14 protein-coding genes and 1 pseudogene are annotated in these 17,440 nt (G+C 64.3%); 13 read left to right on the top strand and 2 right to left on the bottom strand.

Annotated elements, in window-relative coordinates; translation table 11 throughout:
* The first annotated feature begins 9 nt into the window (after nt 1–9).
* Nucleotides 10–750, top strand: a complete 741-nt coding sequence (locus tag ABIB00_RS00075) for a TetR/AcrR family transcriptional regulator (RefSeq protein ID WP_354102956.1) — start codon at nt 10–12, stop codon at nt 748–750.
* 120 nt (nt 751–870) lie between these two features.
* Complete coding sequence (locus ABIB00_RS00070; RefSeq protein WP_354102955.1) at nt 871–1,362, top strand: DUF2852 domain-containing protein; 492 nt, start codon at nt 871–873, stop codon at nt 1,360–1,362.
* A gap of 215 nt (nt 1,363–1,577) precedes the next feature.
* On the opposite strand, the gene ABIB00_RS00065 is transcribed toward ABIB00_RS00070, so the two are convergent.
* Nucleotides 1,578–2,741 (bottom strand): acyl-CoA desaturase, encoded by a 1,164-nt coding sequence (locus ABIB00_RS00065; protein WP_247447484.1) that lies wholly within the window; start codon nt 2,739–2,741, stop codon nt 1,578–1,580.
* 303 nt (nt 2,742–3,044) lie between these two features.
* On the opposite strand from ABIB00_RS00065, the pseudogene ABIB00_RS00060 reads away from it, so the two are divergent.
* A pseudogene (locus tag ABIB00_RS00060) lies at nt 3,045–3,811 on the top strand (serine acetyltransferase domain-containing protein).
* 35 nt (nt 3,812–3,846) lie between these two features.
* Here the strand turns inward: ABIB00_RS00060 and ABIB00_RS00055 are convergent.
* Nucleotides 3,847–4,365, bottom strand: coding sequence for a DUF2231 domain-containing protein (locus ABIB00_RS00055; protein WP_354102954.1), 519 nt, complete (start codon nt 4,363–4,365; stop codon nt 3,847–3,849).
* A 473-nt stretch (nt 4,366–4,838) separates the two neighbouring features.
* On the opposite strand from ABIB00_RS00055, the gene tolQ reads away from it, so the two are divergent.
* From tolQ to ftsH, 10 genes are all read left to right on the top strand, one after another.
* On the top strand, nt 4,839–5,555 hold the full coding sequence (tolQ, locus tag ABIB00_RS00050; RefSeq protein WP_247343015.1) for a protein TolQ: 717 nt from the start codon (nt 4,839–4,841) through the stop codon (nt 5,553–5,555).
* Nucleotides 5,556–5,598: 43 nt separating this feature from the next.
* A complete protein-coding gene (tolR, locus tag ABIB00_RS00045) occupies nt 5,599–6,048 on the top strand; it encodes a protein TolR (protein ID WP_354044903.1) in 450 nt (149 codons plus the stop codon).
* Between the two features lie 3 nt (nt 6,049–6,051).
* Entirely contained in the window at nt 6,052–7,011 is a 960-nt protein-coding gene (gene tolA, locus ABIB00_RS00040) for a cell envelope integrity protein TolA (RefSeq protein WP_247343022.1), read from the top strand.
* Nucleotides 7,012–7,034: 23 nt separating this feature from the next.
* Nucleotides 7,035–8,399 (top strand): Tol-Pal system beta propeller repeat protein TolB, encoded by a 1,365-nt coding sequence (gene tolB, locus ABIB00_RS00035; RefSeq protein WP_354102953.1) that lies wholly within the window; start codon nt 7,035–7,037, stop codon nt 8,397–8,399.
* A gap of 254 nt (nt 8,400–8,653) precedes the next feature.
* On the top strand, nt 8,654–10,984 hold the full coding sequence (locus ABIB00_RS00030; protein ID WP_247343029.1) for a putative bifunctional diguanylate cyclase/phosphodiesterase: 2,331 nt from the start codon (nt 8,654–8,656) through the stop codon (nt 10,982–10,984).
* 160 nt (nt 10,985–11,144) lie between these two features.
* A complete protein-coding gene (locus ABIB00_RS00025) occupies nt 11,145–11,909 on the top strand; it encodes an N-acyl amino acid synthase FeeM domain-containing protein (protein WP_247343032.1) in 765 nt (254 codons plus the stop codon).
* A gap of 262 nt (nt 11,910–12,171) precedes the next feature.
* Nucleotides 12,172–12,660 carry a peptidoglycan-associated lipoprotein Pal gene (pal, locus tag ABIB00_RS00020; protein ID WP_247319754.1) on the top strand — a complete coding sequence of 163 codons (489 nt, stop codon included), beginning with the start codon at nt 12,172–12,174 and terminating at the stop codon, nt 12,658–12,660.
* A 187-nt stretch (nt 12,661–12,847) separates the two neighbouring features.
* Nucleotides 12,848–13,906 (top strand): tol-pal system protein YbgF, encoded by a 1,059-nt coding sequence (gene ybgF, locus ABIB00_RS00015; RefSeq protein WP_354102952.1) that lies wholly within the window; start codon nt 12,848–12,850, stop codon nt 13,904–13,906.
* 76 nt (nt 13,907–13,982) lie between these two features.
* Nucleotides 13,983–15,068 carry a tRNA lysidine(34) synthetase TilS gene (gene tilS, locus ABIB00_RS00010; protein WP_354102951.1) on the top strand — a complete coding sequence of 362 codons (1,086 nt, stop codon included), beginning with the start codon at nt 13,983–13,985 and terminating at the stop codon, nt 15,066–15,068.
* A 280-nt stretch (nt 15,069–15,348) separates the two neighbouring features.
* The gene (gene ftsH, locus ABIB00_RS00005; RefSeq protein WP_247343042.1) at nt 15,349–17,271 is read left to right on the top strand and encodes an ATP-dependent zinc metalloprotease FtsH; all 1,923 of its coding nucleotides are present in this window, start codon (nt 15,349–15,351) and stop codon (nt 17,269–17,271) included.
* Nucleotides 17,272–17,440: the final 169 nt, after the last annotated feature.

The following is a 17,440-nucleotide window of genomic DNA, read 5'->3' as shown; positions in this document are numbered from 1 at the left end:
CTCGTTCACATGAGCTGGCGCAAGGAGACGCGCCGCGCCGAGCGCGGCTATCACCACGGCAATCTGAAGGAAGCCCTGTTGCAGGCCGCCCTCGGGTTGATCGCTGAGAAGGGCGCGGCCGGCTTCACCTTCGCCGATGCAGCACGCATGGCCGGCGTCAGCGCGGCGGCGCCCTACCGGCATTTCCGCGACCGCGAGGAACTACTGTCCTCGATCGCGCAGCGCGGCTTCGAGCAGTTCGAGGCGCGCCTGACCGCGGCCTGGGACGACGGACGGCCCGATACGGTCACGGCGTTCGAGCGCGTCGGCAGGGCCTATCTCGCCTTCGCCCGCGAGGAGCCCGCGTTCTACAACGCGATGTTCGAATCCGGCGTGCCGGTGGATGCCAATCCGGCGCTGCAGGCCGCCAGCGAGCGCGCTTTCAACGTCATTCGTGCCGCGGCCGAGCGGCTTGCCGCACTCGCACCGCCTGGCACGCCCCGTCCGCCGGCGATGATGATGGCGCTGCACATCTGGTCGATGGCGCACGGCGTGGCCTCGCTGTTCTCCCGCGGCGACGCTGCGCGGCGCAAACTGCCGATGTCGCCGGATGAGCTGCTCGAAGCCGAGGTGTTGATCTATCTGCGCGGTCTCGGCTTCCCCACCGACCGCCGTCCTCCGGCGAAAAGCGCCGAGCCGCCGCCGGTGCCGCCGGAGGCATCCTCCGGTTCCGGAGTGCCGCCCGGCGGTCCCTGGGGCAAGCCGAAATAAAGTTGCGCAAATAATTTGGCCGCCCTGTCTGGCGGTCGGCTTGACAAAATCGCGGGATGATTTAGCTATGTAAATGTTATTTACATTCACAACGGCGCTGATGCCGTGACGGAGATGGAAATGGCCTACACAGCTGATGTCAATCGATGGCGCGGCCCGTCGGACCAACAGCAACAATACGAGCGTCCCCGCATGCTCGAGACGCCCTGGCATCCCGGCTGGATCGCCGTGACGATCCTCGGCTTCATCATCTGGTGGCCGATCGGACTTGCCCTTCTCTTTTTCACACTCGGGAGCAGAAGAATGTCGTGCTGGAGCAATCAGGACCGCTGGCAGAACAAGATGGAGCGGATGCAGTACAAGATGGACCGCATGCGCGGCCGCATGGAGCGCCGCGGTTTCGGCTTCGGCTTCGGCCCGCCCTCGAGCGGCAACCGCGCCTTCGACGAGTACCGCACCGAGACACTGCAGCGGCTCGAGGAGGAGCAGGTCGAGTTCAAGAACTTCCTCGACCGTCTGCGTCACGCCAAGGACAAGGAAGAGTTCGACCAGTTCATGTCCCAGCACAAGACGCGCCCGACCCCGCCGCCGGCCGACCAGCAGCAAGGCTGATCTCGGGCAAGGTTGATCTCGGGCAGGGTTGATCTTGGACTGACGCCTCTCAAAGCCTTCAGGCGCAAGCCCCCAAAGTCCTGATGGCCCCGAGCCGCCCGCTTGCGCAACCCGCAGGCGGGCGGTTTGGTTTTTGGGAATGCGCGGCTGGCAGCCGCGACGTGGAGAGCCTTGGTCTGAAGAGCCTTGGTCTGAAGAGCCTTGGTCCGGAGGGTTCAGCGCGCCGTGGCGAGTTGCGCGCGCAGCGACTCCAGGAAGTGTTCGTAGGCGGAGTCCACGATCTCGTTGAGTGATCGCGTTCGCGCGAACATCGCCCTCGCCTCGGCGAGAAACTCGTCGCGGGTCGGAATCTTCGGCAAATGCAGATGCGTCAGCGCATCGACGCCTTCATGGGCGCGATTCAGGATGTCGTGCAGCGTTGGCAGCTGCAACTGGGCAAAATCGGGCCGGCGTAGCGCCGACGAGATCGCGTGCGCCAGAGTCTGCGCATCGAACCGTCCGGCAAGCTCGCGGGCCGCCCGATGGATGACCCGCGCGCCGAGCGGCTGCTCGTTGCGCAGCACCTGTTCGGGCGGCGTCTTCATGTTCCAGACGACGCCGAACCAGGACAGCACCTTCAGGATGTAATAGGTCACGTCGATTTCCCACCAGCGAAAACCTTGTCGCACGCTGCTCTGGTAGGCGTGGTGATTGTTGTGCCAGCCCTCACCGAGGGTGAACAGCGCCAGCAGCCAGTTGTTGCGGGAATCGTCGCCGGTCACGTACCGCTTGCGTCCATGCACATGGGCGAGGGAATTGATGCAGAACGTCGCGTGATAGACCAGCACGGTGCTCCACAGGAAGCCGACGACGAGGCCGGACCATCCGGCAACCAGGAAGCAGAGCCCCGCCAGCGTAACGGCCGGCAGGAGTTCCAGCCGATGCAGCCACATCAGCTCCGGATAGGCGGCGAAATCGCCGACCTTCACGAGGTCGGTCCCGTCGTGCTCCCGGTAAAAAATCCAGCCGAGATGACTGTAGAGAAAGCCCCGGTGACGCGGCGAATGCACGTCGTCTTCGGTGTCGGAATGGAGATGATGGTGTCGATGCTTGGCCGCCCACCACAAAACGCTTTTCTGCGCGGTGCTTTGGGCGAGCCAGGCCAGGACGAACTGAAACACCCGGCCGGTCGCAAAAGCCCGATGGGAGAAATAGCGGTGATAGCCTGCTCCGATGGCAAACATGCGCACGACATACAGTGACGCGCAGATCGCGAGGGCCTGCCAAGTGACGCCTGACCAGATGGCCGCAAAGCAGCCGAGATGGACCAGCAGGAACGGCAGGGCGGACGGATACATGATGTCGTCGTGATGGTCGTCGGCGGGGGCGTTGGGCGACATGTATTAGCGTGACCTTGGATAACGGGATTTCGGCAGCACTGAAAGCCGCCGCGTACCACAAACCCGGGGATGGCGGACCACCGCGGGGTCTTGAACGAGATGCTCGGGCAACCCTGCCCAAGGCGGCAGTACGCGGCAAGGCCAACCTGAGGCCAAAACTTCGGCCGCGAACTCAACCGACTATATGAGTGCGGTTGTCTGGCATGCAAGCTCGTAGCCGCACGGGGGAGCGTGGTGCGCGGGCTGCGGATGGCCTATATCCGGCAGCAAGCAAGACGCGTCAAAACACCGCAGGCGGTAACGATGGCGGAAGCGGCGATCATGACGAGCGAGAACCTTTGGCAGGAGATCCGCGGCGAGGCGCAGCGCGCAGCAGCCGCGGACCCGTGTTCGGCAGGGCTCTTGTCGGCCTCATCCTCGCACATGACGATTTTACCGCCGCCTTGGCCGACCTGATCGGGCGCCGGCTTGGCGGTCGCGCTATCGAACGTGAGCGCTTCGCGACATTTTCCCGCGACGCCTTTCGCAGGCACCCGGATCTGATCGAGGCGGCTGGCCGCGACTTGCAGGCCATCGTGCGCAGCGATCCCGCCATCGCCAGCTTGCTGCCGCCGCTGCTGCATTTCAAGGGCTACGTCGCGCTGCAAGCCTGGCGCGTCTCGAACTGGCTCTGGCATCATGACCATCGAGACGCGGCGCTGCTGTTTCAGAACGAGGCCTCGAACGTCCTGCAGGTCAGCATTCATCCGACAGCGAGCGTCGGATCGTCGGTGTATCTCGACCACGCCACCGGCATCGTGATCGGTGCCGATGTGGTCATCGGCGGCGGGAGCACCATCCTTCAGAACGTCAGCATCGGCCGCAACAGTGAACTGCCGACGCGCTCGCCGCGCATTGGTCGCGGCGTGTTCATCGGCTCCGGCGCGACAATTCTCGGCGACGTCAGGATCGGCGATTTTGCAAAGATCGGTGCCGGCACGGTCGTGACATCGGACGTGCCCGGCGGCTGCACCGCAATCGGCAATCCCGCGCGGTTGACCAATTGTCCCGAGCCAGCGTCGGCGGCCTGACTCGCCCTCACGTCATCAGGCGACGTGCCCGTCGTTCAGGCCGCACGGCGGTGGCTCTCGCCGCCATGATGCGGGGTGACCGGCTCCGAACTGGTCTGGCCCGGCGCGTCCAGCACCGCGACATGATGCCGGTAGACCATTTCCCAGCCCTTCCATCCCGTGAACAGGAGGATGCCGACCACGATCAGAGAGAGCGCCACGCCCCACGGCTTGATCGCGGCCTCCGCGCCTTGCGCGTAGCGGAGGCAGAAATTGATCACGGCCAGCACGACCGCCGCGAGATTGCCGACCATGTGATACCAGGCATCGTTGAGGCGGCGGATACGAGGCTCGCTGAGGAAGTCGATAAAGCCCGCCACGGCGGCAACGAGCGCCATGACGATGCCGGCGCCGAGTAGCCAGATCGCGGCCCTGGCCCAGAAGCCGTCACCGGTTCCGATGAAGGCGAGATCGGCGATAGGCGCGCCGACCAGGAAGGCGACGGGGAACGGGATGATCATAGGGTGGAGCGGATGATCGCCGATGGCGGCGGTCGTCTTTGGGTTGATGCTCATGGCAAAACCTCGCGAGAAGTGATGCTCGGGACAATTTTGCGGGCGAGGGCTGGTTCCTCCGACGCAGAGCAGGCTCCGCTCTTCACGGGCATCTCGACGCCGTATGGGCGTTGCGGTGCGTAGCGACACGGAACTTTCCCGGCGCCGCCCAACCTTCTGCGCTACCTCCCTTTCCCGCAGCCAAATTCGCCTGCGGTAACCTCGCATTAACCAACGCCGGGCTCTGGTAATTGCGGACAATCGCGCCCGAGGCCCGGCGTCAGGACCTTGGTCAGGACCTTGGGCCAAGGCCCATAGTTTTGACATCTTGGCAGGGAATGCAGGCGGCCGGCTTTGGACGAGCCCTGCACCCCAGAAAGATATGGCTTTGAGCGGGCTTGCCGGCCGCGCCGATCTAGCGCGGCTATTGGGGAACCGGCGGCCATTTGCTGGCCGGGACATTAGGTAATGATCGCCTTGAGAGGATACTGCTTATGAATCCGGCCGACGTGGCTCAGTCAGCCCTTCCGGTTGCCGCTTCCGCGGACGTGTCGCTGATCGCGCTGTTCTGGCAGGCTCACTGGATCGTGAAAGGGGTCATGCTGGGACTTCTGTCCTGCTCGGTCTGGGTCTGGGCAATCGCCATCGACAAGATCTTCCTGTTTGCCCGCACGCGCCGCTCGATGGACCGTTTCGAGCAGGCCTTCTGGTCCGGCGAGTCGATCGAGGACCTCTATCGCACGCTCTCGGCCAAGCCGACCCATTCCATGGCGGCCTGCTTCGTCGCGGCGATGCGCGAGTGGAAGCGTTCGTTCGAGAGCCAGGCGCGCTCGGTCGCGGGGCTTCAGATGCGCATCGACAAGGTCATGAACGTCTCGATCTCGCGCGAGATCGAGCGGCTGGAGCGCCGGTTGCTGGTGCTCGCGACCGTCGGCTCGGCCGGCCCCTTCGTCGGCCTGTTCGGCACGGTCTGGGGCATCATGTCGAGCTTCCAGTCGATCGCGGCGTCGAAAAATACCTCCCTGGCGGTGGTGGCTCCCGGTATCGCGGAGGCGCTGTTTGCGACCGCCGTCGGCCTTATCGCCGCCATTCCTGCCACTATTTTCTACAATAAGTTCACTTCCGAGGTGAACCGGCAGGCCCAGCGGCTCGAGGGCTTCGCCGACGAGTTTTCAGCCATCCTGTCGCGCCAGATCGACGAGCGGGGCTGACGGACGGCATGTATAGTGTGAAGGGCAATTTGGGCACCAGATCATGGGCATGAACGCAGCCAGTTCGTCCGGAGGCGGCGGCCGTCGCAGCCGGCGCAAGCCGGTCATGGCCGAGATCAACGTCACGCCGATGGTCGACGTGATGCTGGTGCTGCTCATCATCTTCATGGTATCGGCGCCGCTGCTGACCGTTGGCGTGCCGCTCGACCTGCCGCAGACCCAGGCCAAGAGCCTTGAGACCAGCGACCAGAAGCCGATCCAGATGTCGGTCGACATCAACGGCAAGGTGTTCATCAACGACGCCGAGATCGCGATCAACGAACTGGTGCCGAAGCTGAAGGCGATCACGGACGCGCGCGGCGGGCTCGAGGAGCGCATCTATCTGCGCGCCGACAAGAAGGCTGATTACGGCACGGTGGCCAGGGTCATGGGCCTGTTGTCCGGTGCAGGCTTCAAGAAGCTGGCCCTCGTCACGGAAGCGGATCAGGGGTAAGCCGTGAAGGTGAAGGTCGACAAGACACTCGTTGCGTCGATTGCCCTCCATGTCCTCGTGCTTGGATGGGGGCTGGTCACCTTTAGCAGCAGGGCCTTCGTCGTGCCGGAAGAGTCGCTGCCGATCGACATCATCTCCACCGACCAGCTCGCGCAGATGACCAACGGGCAGAAGACCGGCGACAAGAAAGAGCCGAAGCCCAAGGTCGAGAAGATCGCCGAGGCCAAGCCAGATGAAGACGCCGTCGGCAAGGTCACCGAGAAGAAAGAGCTGATCAAGACCAACTCGACGCCCGAGCCGCCGCCGAAACCCGTTGAGAAGCCGGTCGAGAAGAAGCCCGAGCCACCCAAGCCCGTGGCCGAGGCCAAGCCCAAAGAGGAACCGAAGCCGCAGGAAAAGAAACCTGATCCGGCCAAGGAAGATCCGATCGCCGAACTCCAGAAAAAGCTCGAGACCAAGAAGCCGCCGCCCAAGCCTCCCGAGCCCAAGGTCGCGGCGGTACAGCCGCAACAGCAGCCGAAGCCCAAGGAGCGCAGCTTCGATCCCGCGCAGATCCAGCGCGATCTCGACAAGCGCGCTGCGACCCGGCACGAGCTCGCCGGCGCGGCGCTGAATGCGTCGGCCTCGCTGGGTTCGACGACTGGAACTGCCGCCAACAACGTCGCGACCTGGCGAGGTGCGTTCCAGGGCGCAGTCAAGCGCTGCTTCACGCCGACCTATAACGGGCAGGACGCCGACCAGTACGAAGCCGACATCGACATCTCCATGAAAATCGATGGATCGCTGGCGTCTGAGCCGGTCATCGTTGGGGTGAGGGGACCGTCCCGGTCGATTGCTCAGGCAATTGCCGAAAGCGCCAAGCGCGCTATCGTGCAGTGTCAGGTCTATTCGTTCATGCCGAAGCCGCAGTACGAGAGCTGGAAGCTCATTCCGATGACTTTCGGTCTGAAAGATATGTTGTGACATCCGAACAAAAGAATTTTCCGATGAATGACGCTCGATCGATCACCCGCCGCCGCTTCATGACCGTTACCGGCTCGGCGGTGGCGATGCTCGGAGGCGGACACGCTTTCGCCCAGGGCCAACCGCGCATCCGCATCGACCCGACCGAATTCCAGCCGGTCCCGATCGCGATCACCAATTTCCTGCCAGGCTCGCCGGCCGACGCCGACGTCGGCATGGGCGTCACGCAGGTCATCACCAACAATCTGAAGCGCTCGGGCCTGTTCGCCCCGATCGACCAGGCCGCCTTCATCGAGCGCATCAACAATATCGACGTCGCGCCGCAATTCCAGAACTGGAAGACCATCAACGCACAGGCGGTGGTCACCGGCCGCATGACGCGGCAGCCGGACGGAAGGCTCAAGGCCGAATTCCGTCTCTGGGACGTGGTCTCCGGCCAGCAGCTCGCGGGCCAGCAATATTTCACCTCACCGGAATATTGGCGCCGCATCGCCCACATCATCTCCGACCAGATCTACGAGCGGATGACCGGCGAGAAGGGCTATTTCGACAGCCGCGTGGTGTTCGTCGACGAGTCCGGGCCGAAGGAGCGCCGCGTCAAGCGGCTCGCGATGATGGACCAGGACGGTGCCAATGTGCGCTATCTGACCCGCGGCTCCGACCTCGTGCTGACGCCGCGCTTCTCGCCGAACTCGCAAGAGATCACCTATATGGAGTTCGGGCAGGGCGACCCGAAGGTCTATCTCTTCAACATCGAGACCGGCCAGCGCGAGACCGTCGGCAACTTCCCCGGCATGACTTTTGCGCCCAGGTTCTCGCCGGACGGCCAGCGCGTGATCATGAGCTTGCAGCAGGGCGGCAATTCCAACCTGTTCGTGATGGATCTGCGCTCGCGCTCGACCACGCGCCTCACCGACACGCCGGCGATCGACACGTCTCCTTCTTACTCGCCGGATGGCTCCCGCATCTGCTTCGAGTCCGATCGCGGCGGCAGGTCGCAGATCTATGTCATGGCGGCGGGCGGCGGAGCGGCGCAACGCATCTCCTTCTCCAAGGACGACACCAACGCCACCTATTCGACGCCGGTGTGGTCGCCGCGCGGCGACTACATCGCCTTCACCAGGCAAGGCGGCGGGCAGTTCTCGATCGGCGTCATGAAGCCGGACGGCTCCGGCGAGCGGCTGCTCACCTCCGGCTATCACAACGAAGGCCCGACCTTCTCGCCGAACGGCCGCGTGTTGATGTTCTTCCGCGATCCCGGCGGCAGCGGCGGGCCGTCGCTGTTCTCCGTCGACATCTCGGGCCGCAACGAGCTGAAGGTGCCGACGCCGGGTTTCGCCTCCGACCCGGCATGGTCGCCGCTATTGTCCTCGACATCGGGCGGCTAAAGATCGTGCGGCTAACATCGCGTGTTGAGGCGTGCGATGTTTCCGAAAAAATGCGCCGATTTTTTTCGTGTTCGGTGGGGAAGGCAAGGTTTCCTTCACCTTGTGCTCGGCAACGCTTGCCTAGTTGCTTGATATTTCAGCGGAAACAGGTTCGCTATTGCCGAAAAACAACTCAACTTTAAGGATGTTCGCTCAGAAAGGCTTCACCTGGGTTGGGTAAAACTGCGCGTCAAACAGGACCCGCGTACAACCCGATGCAGTTCCCAAGCCAGAGCGGAGAGTCGGAACAGCGGCCGCCGAAAACGTCGGCGGCGCAAATCGATTCGCTGTTCGAAGCGCCCGGTCCGCTGCTGGCCGGTCTCATTTTCGTGTCGATCGGCGCTGCCCTCACCGCGCTGAGGACGGGCGAGCCGCTGATCTGGGCGTGCGTGGCGCTTCTTATCCTGGCCGGCACCGCGCGGGCGATCGACCTGCGCCTCTATCAGGCACGTAAGGCGGTCATGACCGTCAAGGCGGCCGAACGCTGGCAGAAGCGTTATCAGATCGGAGCAAAGATCCAGGCGGCTGCGATCGGCATCTGGTGCGCCACCGCGCTGTTGGCCACGGACGACGCCGTGGCTCACATGATCGCCTTGTCGGTCACCACCGGAATCGCGGCGGGCGGCGCCGGCAGGGCGTATGGCCGGCCCGCGATCTTCCACCTCCAGGCCGTGCTGATTTTCGGCCCGGCCGTGCTCGCGTTGGCGCTGCGTGGGACGCCCTACTACATCGCGATGGCGGTGGTCAGCGGGGCGTTCCTGATGGCTATCATGCAACTCTCGGTGAACCTGCACCGCATCTTCATGGGGGCGGTCGTGGCCCGGGAGCGGGAGGCCGCGCTCGCGGGCCAGTTCGATACGGCACTCAACAACATGCCGCACGGGCTTTGCATGTTCCGCGTCGACGGACAGCTGGCGGTCATGAACCACCGCTTCGGCGCGATGATGAACCTGCCTGCGGATATCGCGCAGAGCGGCACCACCGCGCGCGACATTGTCGCGGCGTGCGTCCGCGCCGGATCCATCTCGACCGCAAGCGGCGAATGGATCGTCGCGGACATCGAAAGTTCGCAGGCAAAAGAGATCATTACCGCCGATCCCGACGCGCAGCGAAACCGCTCGCTGTCCTGGACCGTCCAGCCGATGGCGGACGGTGGCGCGGTGGTGCTGCTCGAGGACATCACCGAGCGACGCAGCGCCGAGGCGAAGATCGCGCATCTGGCGCGCTACGACGATCTCACGGCGCTACCCAACCGCGTACATTTCCGGGACGAGATCGAGCACCTGCTGGCGACCTCGCATCATGCGGAGCGCCTCTCGGCGCTGCTGTTCGTCGATCTCGACCAGTTCAAGCAGGTCAACGACACGCTCGGCCATCCCTGTGGCGACCAGCTCCTGTGCGCGGTCGCCAACCGCATGCGCGAGATGCTGCGTCCCGAGGATTTCGTCGCCCGCTTCGGCGGTGACGAATTCGTCGTGTTCCAGCAGAACATCTCTTCGCCCGAGGACGCCGCTGCGCTTGCGCGCCGCATCGTCGAGCGGCTGAGCGAGCGTTACCGCATCGACAGTCATCTGGTCGAGATCGGCGCCAGCGTCGGCATCGCGCTGACCTCGCCGGATGGTGTCAGCGCCGATACGCTGCTCAAGAACGCCGACATGGCGCTGTACCGCGCCAAGGCCGACGGTCGCGGCACCTTCTGCTTCTTCCGCGACGAAATGGCGGCGACCGTCGACGCGCGCCGCATCCTCGAGCTCGATCTGCGTAAGGCGCTCGCCAACGAGGAGTTCGAGTTGTTCTACCAGCCGCTGGTCAATCTGAAGTCCGGCAAGATCAGCACCTGCGAGGCGCTGCTGCGCTGGAATCATCCGGTGCGCGGCACGGTCTCGCCGATCGACATCATCCCGGTCGCCGAGGACATGGGGCTGATCGTCGATCTCGGCCGCTGGATCCTGCGCCGCGCCTGCATGGAATGCATGAAGTGGCCGGACGGCGTCAGCGTCGCCGTCAACTTCTCGCCGCAGCAATTCCACCAGCGCGACGTCTTGAGCGAAATCCGCTACGCGCTGGAGGTCTCAGGGCTCCCGGCCCACCGGCTCGAGATCGAGATCACGGAATCCTCGCTACTGCGCAATACCCAGCTCACGCACGACATCCTGTCGCAATTGCATGCGCTCGGTGTGCGCATCTCGCTCGACGATTTCGGCACCGGCTATTCGAGCCTCAGCTATCTGCACAATTTCCCGATGCAGAAGGTGAAGATCGATCGCTCCTTCCTCGAAGGCATCGACACCGACCGGCCGCTGACGCTGCTGCGCGGCGTGGCCCGGCTGTCCGCCGATCTCGGCATGGCGGTCGTGGTCGAGGGCATCGAGACCAATGATCAGCTCGAGCTGATCAGCGCCGACGGCACCGTCACCGAAGGGCAGGGCTACCTGTTCAGCCGGCCGGTTCCGGCAATCCGGATTCGCCAGTTGCTCAATGCTTCGCACGGCCGTCGCGGGACGGAGGATCAGATCGTCATGGTGTCGTCGCGATCCATCGCTTGATCCTTCTTCGCCTTCTCTTTCAGCAAGCTAAGCTCGGTTTTTGCCCGTATTTTTTCGGGCCCAATGGTTAACCCTAACGATTCTAAGGCTTTGCAATTCCATTAACGAACCATTAATCTCGCCCCACTCGCAGAAGTTGCTTGGAGTTTAGGGGTACTAGATGAAGTCCGGGGCCGAACCGCACACGGTGCTCCTTCCGCGCGGAGCCGCGCTGTTTGACCGAATCGATTACCGCCTCATCGAAACTCCAGAGGATAGAGATAACCTCTACTTGATGCGGTACCGGGCTTATCTGCAAGCCGGACTGATCGTGCCGTCAGAGTCGATGCGCGTGACCGATCGCTTCGATGATGCGCCCAACACCTGGAATTTCGGGATCTATGTCGATGGAGATCTGTGCAGCTCCGTCCGCATTCACGTCCTGACGTCGGACTGGCGAATGTCCTATACGACCGAAGTGTTTGGCGATGTCCTGCATCCGCGCCTCGACCGTGGCGAGGTCCTTGTCGATCCATGTCGGTTTGTTGCTGATCCCGAAAAGCATCAGCGTTTTCCGGAGCTGCCCTATCTGACGGTGCGGCTTGCTTTTCTGGCTTGCGACCATTTCAATGCCGACACCGGGCTTGCCATGATCCGGACTGACCATCAGGCATTTTATCGCCGCGTATTTCTGCACGAGACCATTTCACCGGAACCGCGTGGATTTCCGGGCTGGCCCACCAAGAAGGCGGTGTTGATGGCATCCGACTTCCGGAACCAACGCGACAAGGTTCTGACCCGCTTTCCGATCATGCGCTCCAGCGCTTTTGAGCGGCGCATGTTGTTCGAACGCAGCAGCCCGCGCCAGGCTGCCCCGCGGCCGGTGTTGTTGGCCACTCCGCGGAATCTGGATGCGGTGGCCTCGACGGTCGGGACGCCCCGTTAGCGTCGTTTGTCCTCTCGATCCCTCGCTTGTCCGCCTGGCAGGTCAAAAATTCCGGCAAAAGGCCGCCGTTTGCTTCTCGGCACGGCTTGCCTTCACCCTCGCGCCACATTTACAACCCATTAACCATGACGTTTGCTTTTCGCTGGTTGGGGGCATTTGACCGGCTGTGGCAAGGTTCCATCAAGGTTGACGGAACGTTCGCTTAACCAACCCCCTGTAGACCGGACAGCAGTGGACGAAACGTGAGCGTGGAGGCTCCGGAATGAAACATCCTATGCGTATCCTCCAGGGATTGAAGCTGGTCGCGGTGCTTGCTGTCGCGTTGTCGATGGGCGCCTGCGCCAACAAGAACTCTGCAACGGATGCGATGGCCAACGCGGCGACGCCGGGCAGCCAGCAAGACTTCGTCGTCAACGTCGGAGACCGCGTGTTCTTCGAAAGCGACCAGACCGATCTGACCCCGCAGGCGATCGTGACCCTGGAGAAGCAGGCGCAGTGGCTGCAGAGCTATCCGCGCTACAGCTTCACCGTCGAAGGTCATGCCGACGAACGCGGCACCCGCGAATACAACATCGCGCTCGGCGCCCGCCGCGCCCAGTCGGTGCGCTCGTTCCTCGCCTCGCGCGGCATCGATCCGAACCGCATGCGCACGATCTCCTACGGCAAGGAGCGGCCGGTCGCCGTCTGTAACGACATCTCGTGCTGGTCGCAGAACCGCCGCGCCGTCACCGTGCTGAACGCGAGCTCCTGACTATCAGTCAGGCGCCGTTCATCTTCAGAAACCGATTATGCCGGCGCCCTCTCGGGCGCCGGCTTCGTTTCAGCGATCTGTGACCGAAACCCGTTTGTTCCAGCCACAGTTTTGGCGTACTCCCCTTCAATGTGTGGCGCGTCGAGTGTTCGGTCGCAGGCCATTTCGCTTTCGTCGTCAGGGCAAGATGTCATCCAGATTTAAGGTCTTTACCGGCACCGTGGCGATCGCCGCGCTGCTCTCTTTGTGCTCGCCCGCCCTCGCGCAGTCGGACGATGCAGATCCCGAGATGCGGATCGAGCGGCTGGAGAACCAGCTGCGCCAGCTCACCGGCCAAAACGAAGAGCTGCAATATCGCAACCGCCAGCTCGAGGACCGGCTGCGGGCGCTCGAGGGCGGCGCGCAAGGTGCGCCCGGCCAGGCGCCGGTCCAGCCCAATGTCGCGGCCATGCCGCCCGCGCAGGCCGCGCCGGCCTATCGCCAGCAGCAGCCGCAACAGCAGCCGGCCCGGCCGAATTACGAGCAGCCGCAGATTGCCTCTCCCGCGCCGATCGTTCAGGAGCAGCCTGCGCCCGGCGCGCCGGGCACGCGCCGCCGCGGCGATGCCTTCGACCCCAACCAGAGCCCGAATGCGCCGGGTGCGCCGCGCGCGCTCGGCGGCGGGCAGCAGCCGATGCCGGCAGGCACCCCTGGTGGCGCACCCGGCGGTCGTGGCGCGGGCGAACCGCTCGATCTTGCCAATACCGGCCCTCGTTATCAGCAGCAGGCCGCGCCCCCGGCGGCGCAGCCCGGCTATCCGCCGGCCCAGCAAGGGAATGCTGCGCCATCAGGCGGCGTTGGCCTAACGACGCTGCCGCCTTCGGCAACGCCGCGCGACGAGTTCGACCTCGGCATCGGCTACATGCAGCGCAAGGACTATGCGCTTGCCGAGCAGACCATGAAGAACTTCTCGCAGAAATATCCGAGCGACCCGCTGCTCGGCGACGCGCAATATTGGCTCGGCGAGAGCTATTTCCAGCGCCAGCAATATCGTGACTCCGCGGAAGCCTTTCTCGCCGTCACCACCAAATACGACAAGTCCGCCAAGGCGCCGGATGCGCTGCTGCGGCTCGGCCAGTCGCTGGCCGCGCTGAAGGAGAAGGAGGCTGCCTGCGCCGCCTTCGGCGAGATCGGCCGCAAATATCCGCGCGCCTCCGCCGGCGTCAAAGCCGCGGTGGACCGCGAGCAGAAGCGGGTGAAGTGCTGAGGCGCGGCGATCGATCCTGACAAGACGGATGGTGCTGCGCTAAACAGTCGGTCCATCCGCGGACGGTTGCAGCGCCATGTCAGACGACGACAATTCTCCGATCTCGGCGCGCGAGGCGAAGCGGTTCTTCGCCGACCTGAAAAGCGCGCCCGCGCTGGTGCTCGCGGTCTCCGGCGGGCCCGACTCGGTCGCGCTGATGTGGCTCGCGGCGCGCTGGCAGCGCAGCCTCGCGCACGGCCCACGTCTCACCGTCGTCACCATCGACCACGGCCTGCGCCCCGAAGCGGCGCGCGAGGCGCGTGAGGTCAAGCGGCTGGCCGCCGGGCTTGGCTTGTCGCACCGGATCCTGCGCTGGCGCGGCGCAAAGCCGAAAACGGGACTGCCGGCCGCTGCGCGCGAAGCCCGCTACCGCCTGCTTGCGCAGGCCGCGCGTGCCGTCGGTGCGAGCCATGTGCTGACCGCCCACACCCGCGACGACCAGGCCGAGACCCTGTTGATGCGTCTTGTCCGCGGCAGCGGACTTGCGGGGCTGTCGGCGATGGCCCGCCTCACGGTACGCGATGGCGTCGTCCTTGCGCGCCCGCTGCTCGATGTCCCGAAGTCGCAGCTGATCGCGACCTTGAAGCGGGCAAAGATCGGCTTTGCCGACGATCCCACCAACCGCGACACCGACTTCACCCGGCCGCGGCTGCGCGCGCTGCTGCCGCAGCTTGCCGTCGAGGGCGGCGATGCCCGCACTCTGGTTCGGCTTGCAGGCAGGCTGGCGCGGGCCAATGCGGCGGTCGAGGTGATGGTCGACGGTGCCGAGCGCTTCCTTCAACTCCGGGCGCGCGGCGATGCGCCGCAGGCGGTCGGTCGAAGCTTCGAAGCATCGCGCTTTGCCCTCCTGCCGGAGGAGGTCCGGCTGCGGCTACTGCTGCGGGCGGTCAATGCCTTCGGTCATGAAGGGCCGGCGGAACTCGGCAAGGTCGAAACCCTGATGGCCGCGCTCGATCAGGCCATCGCTGCAGGGGGTGTGGCTGCAGGGCGTATGGCGGCAGGGCGCGCGGCTGCAAATGGCCGGCCGGTGCTGAAGCAGACCCTTGCGGGAGCCTTGATCAGCCTTGCCGGGGGGCGTATCCACATCGCGCCGGCGCCGGCCCGGCGGCGCAAAGGGAGCTAAGCCGCGGCCCATGACACCGGGCGTTTCGGCCGCGCGGCGTCAGGTCACCTTAACCAGGCGGGAAAAACCCCTGTCCGACCGCCATTATTTCAGCGGGAATCGCTCTAAGATGGGATAAATAGTCCCATCTCGTTCCCTTGGCAGCGACCGGGGCGGCACCTAAATTGTATGCATCAAACGAAGAGGATTCCTTGGGGATTTCCTCGCACTGCCCAAATAGCTACCCCAAGATACCGCCCAAGGATCAGGCCGCGATCCGCGCGACCACGAAGGAAGATCGATGAACGCCAATCTGCGCAATTTCGCCCTCTGGGTCATCATTGTCTTGCTGCTGTTGGCGTTGTTCACGCTCTTCCAAAATCCGGGTCAGCGCGCCTCCTCGCAGGACATCGCCTTCTCCCAGCTCTTGAGCGAGGTTGACCGCGGCAATGTGCGCGACGTCGTGATCCAGGGGCCGGACATTCACGGCACCTTCACCAACGGCTCGAGCTTCCAGACCTATGCGCCGAGCGATCCGACGCTGGTGAAGCGCCTCTATGACAGCAAGGTGCAGATCACCGCGAAGCCGCCCGGTGACAACGTGCCGTGGTTCGTCTCGTTGCTGGTGTCCTGGTTGCCCTTCATCGCGCTGATCGGCGTGTGGATCTTCCTGTCGCGGCAGATGCAGGGCGGCGCCGGCAAGGCGATGGGCTTCGGCAAGTCGCGTGCAAAAATGCTGACTGAAGCGCATGGCCGCGTCACCTTCGAGGACGTCGCCGGCGTCGACGAAGCCAAGCAGGACCTGCAGGAGATCGTCGAATTCCTGCGCGACCCCGGCAAATTCCAGCGCCTCGGCGGCCGCATTCCGCGCGGCGTGCTGCTGGTCGGCCCTCCCGGCACCGGCAAGACCCTGATCGCACGTGCGGTCGCGGGCGAAGCCAACGTGCCGTTCTTCACCATTTCGGGTTCTGACTTCGTCGAGATGTTCGTCGGCGTCGGCGCAAGCCGCGTCCGCGATATGTTCGAGCAGGCGAAGAAGAACGCGCCGTGCATCATCTTCATCGACGAAATCGACGCCGTCGGTCGTCACCGCGGCGCCGGCCTCGGCGGCGGCAATGACGAGCGCGAGCAGACGCTGAACCAATTGCTGGTCGAGATGGACGGTTTCGAGGCGAACGAGGGCGTGATCCTGATCGCCGCAACCAACCGTCCCGACGTGCTCGATCCCGCGCTGCTGCGTCCCGGCCGCTTCGACCGTCAGGTCGTGGTGCCCAATCCCGACGTCGTCGGCCGCGAGCAGATCCTCAAGGTTCACGTCCGCAAGGTGCCCCTGGCGCCGGATATCAACCTCAAGACCATCGCGCGCGGCACCCCGGGTTTCTCTGGCGCCGACCTGATGAACCTCGTCAACGAAGCCGCGCTCACCGCAGCCCGCCGCAACAAGCGGATGGTGACGCAGTCCGAGTTCGAGGAAGCCAAGGACAAGGTGATGATGGGCGCCGAGCGCAAGTCGCTCGTCATGACCGAGGAAGAGAAGCTGCTGACGGCCTATCACGAAGGCGGCCACGCCATCGTCGGCCTCAACGTCGTCGCGACCGACCCGATCCACAAGGCGACCATCATTCCGCGCGGTCGTGCGCTGGGCATGGTCATGCAGCTGCCCGAGCGCGACAAGCTGTCGATGTCGCTGGAGCAGATGACCTCGCGCCTTGCCATCATGATGGGTGGCCGCGTCGCCGAAGAGCTGATCTTCGGCCGCGAGAAGGTGACTTCGGGTGCGTCGTCCGACATCGAGCAGGCGACGCGTCTGGCGCGCATGATGGTGACGCGCTGGGGCCTGTCCGAGGCGCTCGGCACCGTGTCCTATGGCGAGAACCAGGACGAGGTTTTCCTGGGCATGTCGGTGTCGCGCACCCAGAACGCATCGGAAGCGACGGTTCAGAAGATCGACAACGAGATCCGGCGTTTCGTCGAAGAGGGCTACAACGAAGCGACGCGTATTCTCACCGAGAAGCGCGCCGATCTCGAAGCTCTCGCCAAGGGGCTGCTCGAGTTCGAGACGCTCTCCGGCGATGAGATCATCGACCTGCTCAAGGGCAAGAAGCCGAACCGCGAATCCGTGCTCGAGCCGACCACGCCGCGCGCCTCCGCCGTGCCGCCTGCCGGCAAGCCCCGCCCGCGGCCCGATCCGGATCCCGGCCTGGAGCCGCAGCCGCAGGCATAAGCGCGAACGGCAGAATGAATTGAAAAACGCGGCGGCGACGCCGCGTTTTTTGTTGTGTGCCGAGTATGAACGACAGCTTGGAGGTGGAAGTCCTCTATCCAGCCTGATGGCGGCGAAGGATTAGCGAAGCGCAAGGGCGTCATCGTGAGGTGGGGTCTGAAGACAGCGT

It is taken from the genome of Bradyrhizobium sp. LB14.3 (assembly GCF_040547985.1).
Classification (GTDB): Bacteria; Pseudomonadota; Alphaproteobacteria; order Rhizobiales; family Xanthobacteraceae; genus Bradyrhizobium.
This window is presented reverse-complemented; position numbering and strand designations above follow the sequence as displayed.

Coding starts and splice junctions, on each gene's coding strand:
- tolB (WP_354102953.1), top strand. CDS start 7,035: ATGAATGACGCTCGATCGATCACCCGCCGCCGCTTCATGACCGTTACC.
- ABIB00_RS00025 (WP_247343032.1), top strand. CDS start 11,145: ATGAAGTCCGGGGCCGAACCGCACACGGTGCTCCTTCCGCGCGGAGCC.
- ybgF (WP_354102952.1), top strand. CDS start 12,848: ATGTCATCCAGATTTAAGGTCTTTACCGGCACCGTGGCGATCGCCGCG.
- pal (WP_247319754.1), top strand. CDS start 12,172: ATGAAACATCCTATGCGTATCCTCCAGGGATTGAAGCTGGTCGCGGTG.
- tolQ (WP_247343015.1), top strand. CDS start 4,839: ATGAATCCGGCCGACGTGGCTCAGTCAGCCCTTCCGGTTGCCGCTTCC.
- ABIB00_RS00070 (WP_354102955.1), top strand. CDS start 871: ATGGCCTACACAGCTGATGTCAATCGATGGCGCGGCCCGTCGGACCAA.
- tilS (WP_354102951.1), top strand. CDS start 13,983: ATGTCAGACGACGACAATTCTCCGATCTCGGCGCGCGAGGCGAAGCGG.
- ftsH (WP_247343042.1), top strand. CDS start 15,349: ATGAACGCCAATCTGCGCAATTTCGCCCTCTGGGTCATCATTGTCTTG.
- ABIB00_RS00030 (WP_247343029.1), top strand. CDS start 8,654: ATGCAGTTCCCAAGCCAGAGCGGAGAGTCGGAACAGCGGCCGCCGAAA.
- ABIB00_RS00065 (WP_247447484.1), bottom strand. CDS start 2,741: ATGTCGCCCAACGCCCCCGCCGACGACCATCACGACGACATCATGTAT.
- ABIB00_RS00055 (WP_354102954.1), bottom strand. CDS start 4,365: ATGAGCATCAACCCAAAGACGACCGCCGCCATCGGCGATCATCCGCTC.
- tolR (WP_354044903.1), top strand. CDS start 5,599: ATGGGCATGAACGCAGCCAGTTCGTCCGGAGGCGGCGGCCGTCGCAGC.
- ABIB00_RS00075 (WP_354102956.1), top strand. CDS start 10: ATGAGCTGGCGCAAGGAGACGCGCCGCGCCGAGCGCGGCTATCACCAC.